Source organism: Kitasatospora brasiliensis (assembly GCF_032654805.1).
GTDB lineage: Bacteria > Actinomycetota > Actinomycetes > Streptomycetales > Streptomycetaceae > Kitasatospora > Kitasatospora brasiliensis.
Map to the genome: position 1 here is coordinate 344583 of NZ_JAUOOW010000008.1, position 14864 is coordinate 359446.

The window sequence follows — 14864 nt, forward strand, 5'->3', positions numbered from 1 at the left end:
GCTCATCACGCTCCACGTCCCGCTGTCGGGCGTGACGGCCAGGATGACGCCGGGCCTGGCACACCGAGTGACGCCACACCCGACCGCGATCCCGCACCTCTCGCCGGCTCGGCCGCCCGGACCTCGTGGAGGTGGACGAGCACGTCGTAGGACCGGGCGAGCGCGACGTTCCCTGGCGGCTCCGGGTACTCCGTCCCGTACTCGCGGGTGGGCCGGGTGACGCCCAGCCAGGACTTCGCGGCGGCCGGCGCGGTGCGGAGGTCCAGGTAGAAGTCCCGGTAGCGGACCTGGTCGAGGGTGTACTCGTTCGTCTCCGGCGCGGGCGGCCGCACGGTGAACTCCTTCCACGGCCCGCCCAGGGCGGTGTCCTTCGACAGGAACGACCCCTGGGAGAAGGTGGAGCCGATCGGCAGGTAGTCGCGGCCCATCGTGTCGTTCAGGAAGGCACCCTGCGTCCTGGGGTACAGCCCGGGGTTGCCGGCGGCGCGGCCGACGTGGTCGTCGTGGGCGGAGAGCAGCACCTTCTGGCCGGTGTGCTGCCGCCACCAGGTGATGTTCTGCGCCATCACCTCGTCCCGGAGCCGCTCGAAGGAGGGGAGCGTCGCCTCGTCGTGAGGGTCGACGGTCATGAATGCGGCGGTCCGGGCGACGGAGCGGGCGTTCTGCTCGGCCCAGGCCGCGGCCCGCGGGTCGGTGACCGGCAGGCCCTGGACCAGTTCGAGGGCCTGCCGCGCCCGTACGGCGTTCTCCCGGCGCTCCGCGATCGGCTTGTCCAGGTACGCCAGGTAGTCGTCGATCGGGCGCAGCCCGGTGTAGAGCCCGTCGAGCCGGGCGAGGGCCCGCGGATCGGTCCGCCCCACGTAGTCGGTGATCCTGGCGAAGAAGGCGTCGTCGAGCGTGGGCGCGCCGATGTCGTCGCCCAGGAAGTGGACGGTACGGCCGGGGTGGCGCAGGTTGTAGTCGCGCATCCACGCGATGAGGTGGACGAACTCCTCGCGGTTCCACGGGGAGTCGGCCAGCGCCGCCTTGGCGACGGTACGGGCGTCGCCGCCCTCGCCGGTCCTGAGGTAGTCGTCGATCCGCAGCCCGGCGGACCAGCTGAGCTCCAGGGCGAAGGCGGTGAAGCCCTTCTCCTCCACGAGGTAGCGGAAGACCCGCTCCTTCATGGCGAAGAACTCGTGGGAGCCGTGGGTGGCTTCGCCGAGGCCGACCACCTTCGCGTCGCCGACCATCGCCCCCAGGGCGCGCAGGTCGGCCGTGTCGCCGCCGGGTTCGGTCGAGCGCAACGGGTGCGCCGCCTTGTCCAACGCCCGGACGACGCCCGTGTCCGCGGCCATCCGGGGCGTCGCCCGGGCCGTGACGGGGGTGAGGAGCGCCCCGGTCGCGACGGCCGCCGTGACCAGTAGCGTCCGACGGCCGATGCCCTTGTGCCGGCTTGCCATGCCTTGACCTCCCCATTCGCCTACCGCACTGCCGAATCGAGCATGGCCCGCGACTGCGCGGTGGCGCGCTGCGGAAGACCTCCGAATCCCCGGGGGGGATAACCCCCGAGGGACCGGGCGGCACGTCGTGGCGCCCGGTCCCTCCCTCTTCATCGGCTTCGAGATCCGGCCCTGTCCTCACCGGCGGTCTGGGAGCGGAAACTGTGGCCGAGTTCCGTGCCGAGCCCGAAGTAGTGGCGGAAGTTGTAGATCAGTGGGCTCCATTCGGCCGGGTCGACGTACTGGGAGCCAGGGACGACGATGCGCGGATCGGCGTGGACCTTGAGCACATGGGCTTCGACGATGAGGAACGCCCCGGAGACATCGGGTCGGACCCGGGCCGCACGGGCCTCCAACTGGATCGGGCATTCGGCGACGCGGGGCGGCCGAACCGTGTCCGATGGCTCGGACCGCAGACCGGCGGCGGCGAACTTGTCCGGCTCGAAGCGGAAGGCATCGCGTTTGCCCGCCGGGACCGGGGTGCGCCCGGTCAGCGGTGCCAGACGTTCCACGGCCGGCCACTGGGCGGGCGCCGGAAGGTTGATCACCAGGTCGTGGCGGTGACGGAGGTTGTGCGCGGTCTGTCCGTCGACGCCCACGCCGAGCACGACCACCTGGCCGAGTGCCCAGGCCGAGGACATCGGTGCCAGGTTGAAGGAGCCGTTCTCGTTCTCGGTCGAGAGCAGCACGACCGGGGTGCCGAAGTACAGGATGCTCGGCGTGATCGTCACGTGGTCGAACGGTGTCCCGGCGGAAACGCTGCTGGATGTCGCGGTGTTCATGGGCTCGACCGTAGGGCGAGGATCCTTCGGTGCTCGCCGAAGTGTCGTCGATGGATGATGGACGGCGATGAACAGTCACGATGCCCATGTCACAGGCCCTGACCTGGCCGCCTTCGCCGCGCTGCTGGCCGACGGCACCCGGGCGGGTTTCTGCCTGGCGCTGTTGGACGGTCGGGCCTGGACCGCGATCGAGCTGGCACGCCACGTCGGCGTGGCCGCCTCCACCGCCACCGAGCACTTGAACCTCCTGGTCGCCGGGGGCTTGCTCGCGCAGGAGCGCCAGGGCCGCCATCGCTACGTGCGCCTCGCCGGTCCGGACACGGCCGCCCTCGTCGAGGGCCTGGCCGCGATGGCTCCTCGAACCGTTGCGCCGCCTCGCTCCTTGCGGGCCGCCAACCGCGGCCGGGCACTGGCCCGCGCCCGCACCTGCTACGACCACCTCGCCGGTGCTCTCGGGGTCGCCATCACCGAGGCGATGACGGCGCGTGGGCTGCTCGACTGGGCACACGGGCCGAGGCTCACCGGCCGCGGAGTCGTCTGGCTCGGCGAACTCGGCATCGCGCCGCCGCCCGCCACGGGCCGACCGCCGGTCCGCTCGTGCCTGGACTGGACGGAACGCCGGCCCCATCTGGCCGGTGCCGTCGGCGCCGCCATCTGTCGCCATGCCCTCGATTCCGACTGGGTCACCCGGCTCGGCACCGGCCGTGCGGTCGTTCTCACCGACATCGGTCGACGTGAACTTCGAGATCACCTCGGCCTGTCCGACGAGATGATCTGCCCCGGGGAACGGGCGGGCGGCTGAGCGCGGACCAGGTCAGGAGGACCGTCGGGAGAGGGTGTAGACGCGGCGGATCGCCAGGCCGTGGGCTTCCTCGGCGAGGATCGCCTCGTCGGAGTGGCCGATGACGTGCAGCTCCAGGACGGCGGGCTGGGGGACGAGGCCGGTGGTGACCTCCAGGGTGAGGGTCACGTCCTCCTGCCCGGCGTCGAAGGACCAGCGGCCGGTGACGCGGCCGGTGACGCCGAAAGCGGTGCACCTGCCCGTGACCGTGTCATCGGCGCCGAGGTCCAGGTCGAACACGCCGGGGTCGTCGTCACCGCAGACGCGCCATGAGCCGGGAACGACCGCCAGGTGCGTGGGCGGGCGCCGACCGGGGACCGGGCCGGTGCCGTAGCACTTCGCCAGCAGGCGGTCGATGGCTCCCGGAGCGCCGGGCTCGTAGCGCCAGACCGGTTTTCCGAAGGAGACCGCCGTACGGATGTGTGCCCGCACCACCTCGTCGGCGCCGGCCGAAGGAGTGTCGACGACCACGGCCGCGTCGCAGGCGCCGAGGTCCTGGAGGGTGGGCTCGGCGAGGATGTCGTCCACCACCTCGCGCTCGGTGTCGAACGCGGTCCACACGCCGTGGGCGCGCAGGTGCCGGTCGAGCGGGACGAGCGTCCGGTGCTCGTGCGCCGCACCGGTCAGGAAGATCTTGGGCGTTTCGGTCACGGCCTACTCCTGTGCGTTGAGCTTCTCGGTCTCGGTACCCGTCAGCCACGGCTGCGCCGGGTCGAAGGTGGCCAGCCAGTACTCGGCGGTCGAGGTGAAGGTGTCCGGGAACAGGTGCGGCCCCTCCTGGATCAGGATGTCGATGACGTCGATCTCGTTGTCGATCTGCTGCTGCCGCTCGACCTGGTACTCCGCCAGGACGTTGGGCTTCGACGCCGACTCCCCCTGGAGCTCCTGGAACTTCAGCAGGCCCTCCGGCGACAGCGCCCGCGCGTTCCCGGCCATGATGTTCGCCAGGTCCTGCCGCGCCTGGTCGACCACCTCGCGGTCCTTGTCGATGTTGCGCTGAAGGTAGTCGGTGAGCGTGGCGACGTAGTCGGGGACGACCGTGTAGACGAGGATGCGCGGACGGTCCTTCAGCGGTAGTTGTGGCAGCCGGGTGACGTCGACGTAGTGGGTGATCTGCGGCAGCGGATGGGCCTGCGTCGGCTGGGGGGCGTCGGGGGCTACCGGGGTGAGCCCGGGTATCGCGCCGGCGCCGGGGAGGTTCCACGCCCAGAGGTTCGAATCCGCGGCCAGTCGGGTGGCCTGTTGCATCAGCGCCTGGTACGCGACGTACCTGCCGCTGGGATTGCCGGCCATCGCGGTGCGGATGGGAGCTTCGACCTCGTTGAGGTGGCGGTTGTTCGCCCGCGCGGTGCCCATGAAGATGTTGGCCGCCGTATCGTTCGCGCCGGCCACGAAGTCGCCGTTGATGGCGTGCATGGCCGTGGCCGCCTGATCGCGGCTGCGCTCCCGCACCAGTGCCTGGTTGCGGAGCCGGATCGCCGTGAAAGCGGCCGGATAGCCGGGCGACGACCCGCCGCCCGTGTCCCTGAGCAGATGCTCGATGCTCACCGAGTTGCCGAGTGTCGTGCCACGGCCGCCCAGCGTCGTGCCGTGGAACCTGAGGGTGTCCACCGGTACGGGACCGGTGTAGGCGGCCTCGGGAGTGCCCACGTTCGCGAACGGGGCCAGCTTGCGCTGAACCGGGCCCGCGGGCACGCGCGGTGTCGCGGCGCTCGTGGGCACGGTGGCCCCGGGGTCCGCCTCGCGCTGCGCCGGTGCCGCACCGGCCAGCACCCGCCGCGCGTTGGCTTCGGCTTCGCGTTCGAAACGGTCGGAGGGGTCGGAGACCCGCAGCCCCGATCCGTTGTCGGTGCCGGCGACGGGGCCCTGGCGCTGCTGGATGACGTGGGTGAGCTCATGGGCGAGGGTGTGCCGGTCCATTCCGCCGTCGCCGACGACGATGTGGTTGCCGCTGGTGTAGGCGCGGGCGCCGATCCGGGCGGCGGAGGCCTTGGCGGCGCTGTCGTCGTGGACCCGTACGTCGGAGAAGTCCGCGCCGAGCCGTGCTTCCATGTCGGAGCGGGTCGCCCTGTCCAGGGGACGGCCGGCGGTGCGCAGGACCTCGTGGACGGCGGAGCGTTGCACCGCTGCCGGGCCCCCGGCCGCCGGCTGATAGCCGTGCTCCCGCCGCTCCCGGCCGTGGAGGAGCCTGGCCTGACGCATCATCTGCACGACGGCCGCGTTGCCGATGGAGGATTGCAGGGCGAGGAGCCCCTGAGGAGAGGCCGCCCCCGGCGCGGCCGTCGGCCTCGCGCGCTCAGCCGGCCGTGCCCCGACCGGATGCCGGCCGGGCTCGCTGCCCTGACCGTTGCCCCGACCGTGGTCCTGACCGTGGTCCTGCTTGTGTCGCACGGGCGCCTCTTTCGGTCGTGGCCCCCGGGTGGGAGGACGGGGTGTCCGGTCGTGGACTTCCTGGATACGGCGTAGGGGCGCGCCGGGGCCAGAGGCCGGGCGGACAGCGTTGTGTGGACCCGTCGGGCAGGTCCGGGGGGCCTTGCGGGCAGTCGGGCCGCACACGGCGCCGGACGTCGGGCTCAGGCGATGGGGCGAAGGTGCGGTCGTGGTCGTCCGTGTCGTAGCGCTCACCGGTGCGGTCGTTGCGGACGATCCGCCGCACACCCCTGTCGGCCACCGCAACTCGCCTGGGAGAATGGACACTTGGCCGCCGGCTCACCGAGGCGGACGGCACCGACCCGCTGACCCGACCAGCGCGCTCGCCCGACCAGGAGAGAGCCGTGCCCCCTGCACTGATCACCCCCGGCGACTTCCCCACCAGCCCGCTCGCCCTGCGCTCCGCCGACCCCGCCCGCCAGACCAAGGCCCGCGCCTTCGCCCCCGAGCAGGCCGCCGCCGCCACCGAGGCGGCCGCCCTGCTGGCCCGGATGTGGGAGACCGCTGCAAACCGGTCGGCCCGGGTGGCGGCGCTGGCCGCCGTCCACGCGCACCTGGTCGACTGGCGCTACCGACTCGCCGTCACGATGGGCCCGCCGCCCGCCGCCGACGTCTTCTTCGACCCGGAGCGCTTCCGCACCCCGATCCGGGAGGGCGACACCAACTTCGACCTCCTCGGCGAGGTCGGCCGCCTGCGCGAGGGCGCGCGGTGGGACCAGGCCACCCGCAGCTACGCCGGCGGCCTCGCCACCCCGGCCTGGGAGGCCATGCTCCGCTACGGCCGGCTCGCCGAGCGACGCTTCGTCACCGAGGGCGTCACGGGCGACGTCCTCCAGAACCGGGTGCTCCTGCCGGACGGTCGACACATCGCCGGCAACCGCCTGCTGCGGGGCAAGGCCGCCCACCGCGCCACCGCCGAACTCGCCGCCAGGGCGGCGGCCCGGGGCCAGGACCCCTCCAGGATCGAGAGCGGCGGCAACCCGATCTACGCCGCCACTCCCACTCCCCGGGACAGCGCCGTCCTGCACTCCGCCGCCCTGGACCTCCTGGCCCGCCCCCACCCCAGCACCGGGGACTACCTGCTGGCCCGCTACCTGCTCTTCCAGACCCCACGGACCAAGAAGGGCAGCGACGCCGTCACCAGGACCTTCATCGTCGCCGTCGGCGCGGTCGCCCTCCCCCGCACCGCACCGCCCCTGCCCGAAGACATCGATCTGCGCTGCTACGTCCTCGGCTGGCCCCCCTGCCGCCCGTAGGCGCCGGAACGGCCCGGGCAGCCGGTCGTCAGCCGGACCGCAGCACGCCTTCGACGACCCGTCGGACCCTGTCCACCGCCAGGTCGTCGCCGAGGCGCAGGGCGGTGATCGGCGGCGCCCTCGGCGTCGCGGTGATCGGCGCCGTGTTCTTCGCCGCCCTCGGCCATCCAGCCGCCGACCGGGCCCACGCGGCCGGCCACGCGCTCGCCACGGCGTCGATCACCACCATGGCCGCGGCGATCGCCGCGACGGTGCTGGTACGCCTGCTCCCCAGCGACCGGGGCGACTGACGGCGGCTGTCCGGCCTCCCTCGACCTCCTCGACCTCCCGGCCGTTCCGAAGGTCGGTGACCCGCTGTCAACCCCGACCATCGTCAGGGGCCCCTTTGACTTTCGGGTCGGGTGGCCGGGGTGCTCCGGCTTCTACCGTCCGGACCATGACGAACACGCACAGGAATTCGAGAAGGACCAGGACGCCGGAGGCCGCGGCCGGGTCCAGGCCCGTCCTCGCCGCGGCCGCGCTCTGCACGGGGGCCGGGGCGGTGGCGGCTCTGGCGCCGCGGCGGGGTGGCGAAGCCGGGCCGGTGCGGGTGTCCGCCGGGTGGTCGGCCGACGGCTACCGGCGGGTGGCCGAGGCCGTCGGCGACGCCCCGCACGCGGTGGCCTCGCTGCTGGAGCCGGCCACCGAGGTCGGGCTGCTGGTGCTCGGGCTGCTGCTGGCGTTCCGCTGGTGGACGGCCCGGGCCCGGCGGGCCGCCGGGACGGTCGCGGGAGTGGCGCTGGTCGGGCTCGGCACGGTGCTGGCCTACGGGTCGAGCGAGGTGCTGAAGGTGCTCCTTGACGAGGAGCGGCCCTGCCGGGCGCTGGCCGGACTGCCGGCCACCGCCGTCGCCGGGTGCCCGCCGCCGGGTGACTGGTCGTTCCCCAGCAACCACGCCACCCTGGCGGTCGCGCTGGCGACGGGACTGGTGCTGCTGCGCCCGCGCTGGGCGCTGCTGGTCGTCCCCGTCGGCGGGGCCACGGCCGCGCTGCGGGTGGCGGCCGGAGTGCACTACCCCCACGACGTGCTCGCCGGTGCCGCGCTCGGCGGCACGGTCACGGCGGCGGTGGTCCTCGCCCTGCGGCCGTCGGCCACCACCGCCGTGTCGGCTCTGACCGCCGTGCCGGTCCTCGGGTGGCTGCTGTCGGCCCCTGGAAGGGCGGTCTCAGTCCCGCGGGCCGCCCGCGCAGGCGACGCCGAGGGTCAACCCGGCCTCGTGCGCGAGGACGGCGGCGGCCGCCCGGTTGGCCACGCCCAGTCGCGCCAGGATGGAGCTCACATGGGCCTTCACCGTGCCTTCCACCACCCCCAGCCTTCGGGCGATCTGACCGTTGGACAGCCCGGCGGCGATCAGCGTCAGCACGTCCCGTTCCCGGGCGGTCAGGGCGGCCACCCGTTCCCGGGCGCCGGCACGCCGGTCGGCGGGGCCGCCGGCCCCGGTGGCGGCCAGGTGGGCGACCACCCGGGCGGCCACCTTGGGTGACAGGTAGGCCGCCCCGCCCGCCACCGCGTGCACCCCGGCGAGCAGTTCCTCGGGCTCGCCGGACTTGATCAGGAAGCCGTTCGCACCGCCGCTGAGCGCCCGCAGGATGTAGTCGTCCTCGCCGAAGGTGGTCAGCATGAGCACTCCGGTGGCCAGGCCGTTGCGGCGGATCTCGGCCGCCGCCGCGATGCCGTCCGTCCCCGGCATCCGGATGTCCAGCACGGCGACGTCCGGCCGGTGACGGCGGACCAGTTCGACGGCCTCCCGGCCGTCCCCGGCCTCGGCGACGATCTCGATGCCCGGGTCGGTGGTGAGCACGGCGCGCAGCCCCGCGCGGATCATGGGCTCGTCGTCGGCGAGCAGCACCCGGATCGGTGCGGTGGTCATCGGCGGCTCCTGTCGTTCGGTCGTTCGGTCGTTCGGTAGGGGTGGTGGGCTTCGGCGGGCGGTCAGGAGCGGAGCACGTCGCGCGAGACCAGCCGGGAGTCCCGGAAGCAGAGCCGGTAGGCATCGCCCGCGCGGTCCACGAACAGCTGGGCGGTGATGGCGTAGTGCACGCAGGAAACCCCCTCCCCCAGCGGCGTCGCGGGCGTCGACGGCCCGCTCGGCGGCCGGTACGGCAGCCGGTGCCCCGGCAGCAGCCGCTCGACCGACGCCTGGTCCTGCCCCACCTCAAGGGTGGCGTACACCTCCGGGTCCAGCACCGACAGACCGACCACGTGGAACGTCCACACCCGCAACGCCACGGTCAGCAGCACGGCCGTCGCCAGCGGGACGAGCACCACGGCCGCCAGCGTCCGACCGACCCTGCGCCGGGCCCGGCGCAGTTCACGCACCGGCGACGGCGGGACGGCGGGCCCCGGCGGAACGGGCCCGGCGGGACGGCGCGGCAACTCGGCCACGACCTCGAACCCGCCGTCCGGACCGGCCCCGTGGGCGAAGGTGCCACCCGCGAGCCGAACGCGCTCGGCCAACCCGACCAGGCCGCGACCGCCGCCGACCCCGACAACGGGTGACGGGGCGGCGGGCGCGGGGCCGTTGGCCACCCGGAGCCGGACGCCGTCCGCCGAGTACGCCACCTCCACCGTGACGGCCGCCCGCGGTGCGTGCTTGGCGGCGTTGGTCAGCGCCTCCTGCACCACCCGGTACGCGGCGTGCTCGGTGGCGCGCGGCAGCCCGTCCGGCTCACCGGTGATCTCCGACCGGACGTCCAGGCCGGCCGCGGACGCCTCGGCCACCAGGTGCGGGAGGTCCGAGTCGGCCGGCCCCTTGACCGTGAGGGCGTCGCCCCCGTCGCTGTCCCCGTCCCGCAGGACACCGATCACCTCACCGAGCCGCTCCACGGCCGCCGCCGCACCCACCCGGATCTCCTGGACCGCCTCCCGATGGGGCGGGGCGAGGCCGGGGGCGAGCTTGAGCGCCCCGGCACGCAGAGCGATCAGACTGAGGTCGTGCCCGAGGGCGTCGTGCATGTCCTGGGCGATCCTGGCCCGCTCCCGCAGCCGGGCCTGCTCGGCGACCAGCCGCTGCTCACGCTCCAGCCGCTCGGCCCGCTCCCAGCCGGCGCGCACCAGCTCCTGCGACTGCCGCCAGAACCGGCCCAGCAGCCACGGCCCCATCCCGGTGCTCACGGCGAGCACCACGAACCGCAGGCCCAGAACGATCCAGGAGGGCACCGACCCGATCACCAGCACCCCGGCCGCCACCAGAACGGCGAAGACCACCGCCGCCGGCCGTACCCGCTCCGTCCGCAACCCGGCCAGAAACGACAACCCGACCGCCGGCAGCACCCACCACAGGCTCGTGACACCGAGCCCGACACACACCGACGCCACCACGGGCAGCGCCGCCCCACTCATCCGCATGCCCACGACCCTACGGGGGCCGACGCCTCGGCAGATCTGCCGAAAGTCATGCCCGAAGCCGCCCCGCCCGACCCCGCACCCAATCGAACGTATACATATTATCGCTGCGGCGTGTCCACCCTCCGTCCCGAGCGGCTCGCCTAGCGTTGTGCGAGCCCTGACGAACCAGGGCGTCTTTCCGCAGGCGGGCGCCCCCTGTCGGTCCAGTCCACATCAGTCATGCCCCCAACCGGAAGTGGAACACGACATGGCATTCAGCAGGACACTGGGCGCGATCGCCACGACGGCCACCCTGGCCCTCATGGCGGTCGGCACGTTCAGCACCGCCGCGGCAGCCGACGACGGATTGCAGAAGGGCGGCTTCGCCACCAACACCTGGGAGAAGCCCGGTTCGGGGCACCTCACCACCGAGCTCAGCACGCAGTCCAAGCTGGTCGGATACCAGGCGCACCCCGCCCTCGACTCGGCGACCAACCCGGCGCCCAGCAAGCCGCTGTCCGGCTCCTGTTCGGACGCCGCGATGAGCGGGCCCTACTTCGCCGAGACGTGCGACGGCACCTACTACTACACGTACATCGACTGCAGCGACGGCAACGAGTACGTCTTCGGCCCCTACTCGGGCAGGGCCCGCTACTACATGTCCTGCCCGAGCGGCTACAACGCCACCGGCGGCGGCTGGTACTCCTGACCCCGCAACAGCGCGGCGCCCCAGCCCCCGAGGGAGGCTGGGGCGCCGTCACGCGCACTGGGCGACCAGGGCGCGCCCGGCGGGGATGGGGCCGCGCTGTCAACGGTGTGGCGGAAGACCCCTCCAATGGGGCAATCAGGAAGGCCGCTCGGAGTACTCCCGGGCCATCCTGAGGGGCGAAGCCGACCGGTCACAGGTCCTGGTCGCTTCGGGTTCTCCGTTCGGCACGAACGTCCGTGCCCGTCCCCTGGGAGCAACCATGAACGCCTCTTCCGCCCCCCGTTCCGCCACGACCCGCTCCGCGCGCCACCGCCGGCCGTGGCACACACGCACAGCACTCGCCATCACCACGGCACTGGCCTGCCTCCCGGCCCTCGCCGCCCCCGCGTACGCCTTCGGCCCCGGCACGCACACGGAGATCACCGAGGGAGCGCTGCAGGGCTTCCAGAAGAAGTCACTCGAAGCGATGGCCGCGGGCGACCTCGGCGACGGCACATGGGGCGCAATCCGAGGCAGCGACAAAGGCACGTACTACCCCTACCAGACCCGCTACCACTGCGACGACGCGGACTACCTCAAGGGGGGCCACTACCCGCGCACCAGGCAACAGGCCACCGGCGAGCTCCTCGCCTGCGTCCAGACCGCCGTCGAGGAGTTCCACAAAGCAGTGGTCGCCGCCGACGGACTCGTCGACTCCCAGGGCGGCATCAACACCAAAGACGTCAACCTCAGCTCCCGGTGCAAGTACAACGACCAACCCGGCCGCGCCAAGTGCGAAGTCTTCGAGCACCTCGGACGCGCCTGGCACGTCATCGAAGACTTCTACTCCCACAGCAACTGGACGGACCACTCCGATCCGAAGCAGGCCATCGGCCTGACGAACCCGCCCGGGCTGCAGAAGACGACGCCCGCGCCCTTCTTCACCCTGCGCGCCTACAGCAACCAGTCCACGGCCACCTGGGAGGCGGAGGCCACCAAGGAGATCGACAAGACCCCGGACCTGGCCACCGGCTGCGCTCCCCAGGAGTACGAGCACGACGACCCGACGCACTACAACGACTGCACCGGCCGCATCAACCACTACGACACCAACGGCAAGGGCGGCCTCAGCAAGGAAGGCTCGCGGGCCACCATCGACGACAACGGAAAGCACGCCGTCGACGTGGCGACCGAGGACATCAAGCGTCAGTGGAAGGACTTCCAGGCCGAACTCCTCGCCACGTACCCCCATGGGCGCGGCACGAAGATGATCTGTGCCCTCACCCACGACACACCCACCGACGCCACCTGCAAGTGACCTTCCGTGAGGCGGGCCCGCACGAGCCGCACCCGGTGGTCGGCGGTCGGGCCCGCCCCATGCCAAGCGGCACGAGCAGCCCCAGGCCGCCAGTAGGCTGCCCCCATCGCCCTGCCCGGCACGGCTCCGGGCTCCCGTCAGCACGCGGAGGTAGCGGATGCCCCGGGTCGCCGTCCTGTCGGCCGGATCGTGGGGGACGGCCTTCGCGCTGGTCCTCGCCGACGCCGGATGCGACGTCCTGCTCCACGCGCGCCGCCCCGAGATCGCCGAGGACATCAACACCCGAGGCCAGAACCCCGCCTACCTGCCGGGCGCCCGACTGCCCGGCCGGGTGAGGGCGACCACCGAAGCCGCCGTCGCACTGGCCGGCGCCGACGTCGCGCTGCTCTCCATCCCCTCCCAGAGCCTGCGCGCCAACCTGGCCGCCTGGGCGCCCCTCATCGAACCGGACACCCTGGTCGTGTCGCTGATGAAGGGGATCGAACTCGGCACCGGCCTGCGGATGAGCGAGGTCATCGCGCGGAGCGCCGGCATCGACCCCGACCGGATCGCCGTGCTGTCCGGCCCGAACCTGGCCCGCGAGATCGCCGCCCGCCAACCCGCCGCCGGCGTCATCGCCTGCACCGACCACGACGCGGGCCGACGCCTCCAAGCCGCCTGCCACACCCCGCACTTCCGCCCCTACACCCACACCGACGTGATCGGCTGCGAGCTCGGCGGGACGGTGAAGAACATCGTGGCACTCTCCGTCGGCCTCGCCACCGGCCTCGGCCTCGGCGGCAACGCGAAGGCCACCCTCATGACCCGTGGGCTCGCGGAAACCGCCCGCCTCGGCGCGGCACTCGGCGCCGACCCCGGCACCTTCGCCGGGCTGGCCGGCCTCAGCGACCTCACCGCCACCTGCCTCTCCCCGCTCTCCCGCAACCGCACCTTCGGCGAGCACCTGGCACGCGGCCTGACCGTCGACCAGGCCTCCGCCGCCACCGGCCAGACCGCCGAAGGCGCCAAGTCGGCCTACTCGGTCCTGAGCCTCGCCCGCCGCCTGGGGGTCGAGATGCCCATCACCGAACTCGTCGTCGCCGTTCTCGACGGACAGGTCACCCTCGGTCAGGCAGCCGACCTGCTGATGACCCGCGCTCCCAAGGCCGAGCTATCGGGGACGCGCCGGGCGTAGTCAACTGAGCGCGCGCTCAGACCACTCGACAGAGTGGGGTCGGCCCGCCTGGGTCGGGTAGCGATTCTCATGCCCGGGACGGCCACAACAGGCCATCCTTGCAACAGAGTTGAGAGGATACTGCTGTGGGAGACGAGAACAAGGGTGGGCCGAACGACGGTCAGGATCCCAAGCACGCGCGGCCCGGGGATCCGATCGTCGGTGAGGCGCCATCGGCGGACAGCCAGAACAAGAAGCCCGACCCGAAGCACCGGAAGTGACCCCATGAGCCCTGACGAGCAGCGAGCCGCGCTGGTGGCGGCACTGGCCGAGACAGGGGCACTAAACGCGGACTGGGCCCCGTCGTTCACCGCCGTTCCGCGACACGCGTTCCTCCCGGACACCTTCTGGGCGGACGAGAGCGGCGGCGACACCGAGTGCAGCCGATCCTCCGAGCCCGAACGGTGGATGGGGCTCGCCTACTGTGACGTGCCGATCGTCACCCAGTGGGACGACGGCGGCGGTGGGCCCCGGATCTTCCCGACATCATCGGCGTCCATGCCCACGCTGGTTGCCGAGATGCTGTCCGACCTGGACGCGCGACCCGGTCAGCGGGTCCTCGAAATCGGAACGGGCACCGGCTACAACGCGGCCCTGCTGGCGCATCGCCTGGGCAACGACATGGTGTCCACCATCGAGGTCGACCCGCAGGTCACCGCCCAGGCCCGCTCCGCCCTGCTGGGCGCCGGCTACACGCCGGAGGTGGTGTGCGGGGACGGCTCACTCGGCTGGAAGGCGCAGGCCCCGTACGACCGGGTGATCTCCACCGTGTCCCTGCGGCTCATCCCGCCCACCTGGGTGGAGCAGACCCGGCCGGGCGGGGTGATCGTCAGCCCGGTCTCGCCGTTGTTCGGTAGCGGGGCCGTCGTGCGCCTCACGGTGAACGACGACGGGACCAGCGCAAGCGGCCGGTTCACTCGTTCCTCCGCGTTCATGCTGTTGCGCGGGCAGCGCTATCGGGGTGAGCCGGTGGAGAAGTACCTGCCGGGAGAGTGGCCGGGCGACTCCGCGCAGTCCTGGACGAAAATCGACCCGGAGGCGTCCATCGGGGACGACTGGTTGGCCCAGTTCGCCTGCGCCCTCGCCCTGCCGGACGTGTACTGCCGACGCGCCGAGTTCGGCGAAGGTTGGACGTGGTGGTTCTTCGACACGGCCGTCACCTCCTGGGCGACGGTCGACTCCGTACCGGGGAAGTCCCGGTTCGACGTCCGTCAGTCCGGCCCCCGGCGGCTCTGGGACGAGGTGGAGGCCGCCTACGACCAGTGGGTGGCCGCCGGCCGTCCCGGGTACGAGCGGTACGGACTCACGGTGACCCCCACCGGGCAGACGGCCTGGCTGGACGAGCCCGACAACCCGGTTTCCAGGTAGACCGGAAACGCGAAAGGGCCTCTCCCCGCCCTGGGGAGGGGCCTCGGCTCCTCACCGAACTCGTCGTCGCCGTTCTCGACGGACAGGCTGTTGAAGCAGCGGAGCCCCGCCACTCCATGAG

Annotated in this window: 14 protein-coding genes and 1 pseudogene; 9 read left to right on the forward strand and 6 right to left on the reverse strand. The window is 72.7% G+C overall.

Annotated features, from left to right (window positions below; all coding sequences use genetic code 11):
- Window positions 1–5 precede the first annotated feature (5 nt).
- Both QWJ13_RS30205 and QWJ13_RS30210 read right to left on the reverse strand, forming a co-directional pair.
- Entirely contained in the window at window positions 6–1442 is a 1437-nt protein-coding gene (locus QWJ13_RS30205) for an erythromycin esterase family protein (protein WP_316528448.1), read from the reverse strand.
- A 149-nt stretch (window positions 1443–1591) separates the two neighbouring features.
- Window positions 1592–2263 (reverse strand): flavin reductase family protein, encoded by a 672-nt coding sequence (locus tag QWJ13_RS30210; protein WP_316528449.1) that lies wholly within the window; start codon window positions 2261–2263, stop codon window positions 1592–1594.
- 67 nt (window positions 2264–2330) lie between these two features.
- On the opposite strand from QWJ13_RS30210, the gene QWJ13_RS30215 reads away from it, so the two are divergent.
- Window positions 2331–3065, forward strand: a complete 735-nt coding sequence (locus tag QWJ13_RS30215) for an ArsR/SmtB family transcription factor (protein ID WP_316528450.1) — start codon at window positions 2331–2333, stop codon at window positions 3063–3065.
- 12 nt (window positions 3066–3077) lie between these two features.
- Here the strand turns inward: QWJ13_RS30215 and QWJ13_RS30220 are convergent, their stop codons facing one another.
- Together QWJ13_RS30220 and QWJ13_RS30225 are read right to left on the reverse strand one after the other, a co-directional pair.
- On the reverse strand, window positions 3078–3755 hold the full coding sequence (locus QWJ13_RS30220) for a hypothetical protein (protein ID WP_316528451.1): 678 nt from the start codon (window positions 3753–3755) through the stop codon (window positions 3078–3080).
- 3 nt (window positions 3756–3758) lie between these two features.
- A complete protein-coding gene (locus QWJ13_RS30225) occupies window positions 3759–5495 on the reverse strand; it encodes an eCIS core domain-containing protein (protein WP_316528452.1) in 1737 nt (578 codons plus the stop codon).
- 383 nt (window positions 5496–5878) lie between these two features.
- On the opposite strand from QWJ13_RS30225, the gene QWJ13_RS30230 reads away from it, so the two are divergent.
- The 3 genes and pseudogenes from QWJ13_RS30230 to QWJ13_RS34435 all read left to right on the forward strand — a co-directional run.
- Complete coding sequence (locus QWJ13_RS30230) at window positions 5879–6790, forward strand: hypothetical protein (RefSeq protein WP_316528453.1); 912 nt, start codon at window positions 5879–5881, stop codon at window positions 6788–6790.
- A 104-nt stretch (window positions 6791–6894) separates the two neighbouring features.
- Window positions 6895–7080, forward strand: a complete 186-nt coding sequence (locus QWJ13_RS30235; protein WP_316528454.1) for a hypothetical protein — start codon at window positions 6895–6897, stop codon at window positions 7078–7080.
- Window positions 7081–7226: 146 nt separating this feature from the next.
- Window positions 7227–7946: pseudogene (locus QWJ13_RS34435) on the forward strand (phosphatase PAP2 family protein); the annotation flags it as partial.
- Between the two features lie 48 nt (window positions 7947–7994).
- On the opposite strand, the gene QWJ13_RS30250 reads toward QWJ13_RS34435, so the two are convergent.
- Together QWJ13_RS30250 and QWJ13_RS30255 are read right to left on the reverse strand one after the other, a co-directional pair.
- Window positions 7995–8699, reverse strand: coding sequence for a response regulator (locus QWJ13_RS30250; RefSeq protein ID WP_316528455.1), 705 nt, complete (start codon window positions 8697–8699; stop codon window positions 7995–7997).
- A gap of 62 nt (window positions 8700–8761) precedes the next feature.
- A complete protein-coding gene (locus tag QWJ13_RS30255; protein WP_316528456.1) occupies window positions 8762–10177 on the reverse strand; it encodes a sensor histidine kinase in 1416 nt (471 codons plus the stop codon).
- Window positions 10178–10424: 247 nt separating this feature from the next.
- On the opposite strand from QWJ13_RS30255, the gene QWJ13_RS30260 reads away from it, so the two are divergent.
- The 5 genes from QWJ13_RS30260 to QWJ13_RS30280 all read left to right on the forward strand — a co-directional run bounded on the left by QWJ13_RS30260 (window position 10425) and on the right by QWJ13_RS30280 (window position 14743).
- Complete coding sequence (locus tag QWJ13_RS30260) at window positions 10425–10865, forward strand: hypothetical protein (RefSeq protein ID WP_316528457.1); 441 nt, start codon at window positions 10425–10427, stop codon at window positions 10863–10865.
- A gap of 259 nt (window positions 10866–11124) precedes the next feature.
- A complete protein-coding gene (locus QWJ13_RS30265; RefSeq protein WP_316528458.1) occupies window positions 11125–12162 on the forward strand; it encodes a hypothetical protein in 1038 nt (345 codons plus the stop codon).
- 157 nt (window positions 12163–12319) lie between these two features.
- Window positions 12320–13336, forward strand: a complete 1017-nt coding sequence (locus QWJ13_RS30270) for an NAD(P)H-dependent glycerol-3-phosphate dehydrogenase (RefSeq protein WP_316528459.1) — start codon at window positions 12320–12322, stop codon at window positions 13334–13336.
- Between the two features lie 125 nt (window positions 13337–13461).
- Entirely contained in the window at window positions 13462–13596 is a 135-nt protein-coding gene (locus QWJ13_RS30275) for a hypothetical protein (protein ID WP_316528460.1), read from the forward strand.
- 4 nt (window positions 13597–13600) lie between these two features.
- Window positions 13601–14743, forward strand: a complete 1143-nt coding sequence (locus tag QWJ13_RS30280; RefSeq protein WP_316528461.1) for a methyltransferase domain-containing protein — start codon at window positions 13601–13603, stop codon at window positions 14741–14743.
- Window positions 14744–14864: the final 121 nt, after the last annotated feature.

Bases quoted from the DNA above. Each gene is read 5' to 3' on its own strand.
- QWJ13_RS30215 (WP_316528450.1), top strand. From the start codon at position 2,331: ATGAACAGTCACGATGCCCATGTCACAGGCCCTGACCTGGCCGCCTTC.
- QWJ13_RS30250 (WP_316528455.1), bottom strand. From the start codon at position 8,699: ATGACCACCGCACCGATCCGGGTGCTGCTCGCCGACGACGAGCCCATG.
- QWJ13_RS30255 (WP_316528456.1), bottom strand. From the start codon at position 10,177: ATGCGGATGAGTGGGGCGGCGCTGCCCGTGGTGGCGTCGGTGTGTGTC.
- QWJ13_RS30270 (WP_316528459.1), top strand. From the start codon at position 12,320: ATGCCCCGGGTCGCCGTCCTGTCGGCCGGATCGTGGGGGACGGCCTTC.
- QWJ13_RS30265 (WP_316528458.1), top strand. From the start codon at position 11,125: ATGAACGCCTCTTCCGCCCCCCGTTCCGCCACGACCCGCTCCGCGCGC.
- QWJ13_RS30205 (WP_316528448.1), bottom strand. From the start codon at position 1,442: ATGGCAAGCCGGCACAAGGGCATCGGCCGTCGGACGCTACTGGTCACG.
- QWJ13_RS30210 (WP_316528449.1), bottom strand. From the start codon at position 2,263: ATGAACACCGCGACATCCAGCAGCGTTTCCGCCGGGACACCGTTCGAC.
- QWJ13_RS30280 (WP_316528461.1), top strand. From the start codon at position 13,601: ATGAGCCCTGACGAGCAGCGAGCCGCGCTGGTGGCGGCACTGGCCGAG.
- QWJ13_RS30260 (WP_316528457.1), top strand. From the start codon at position 10,425: ATGGCATTCAGCAGGACACTGGGCGCGATCGCCACGACGGCCACCCTG.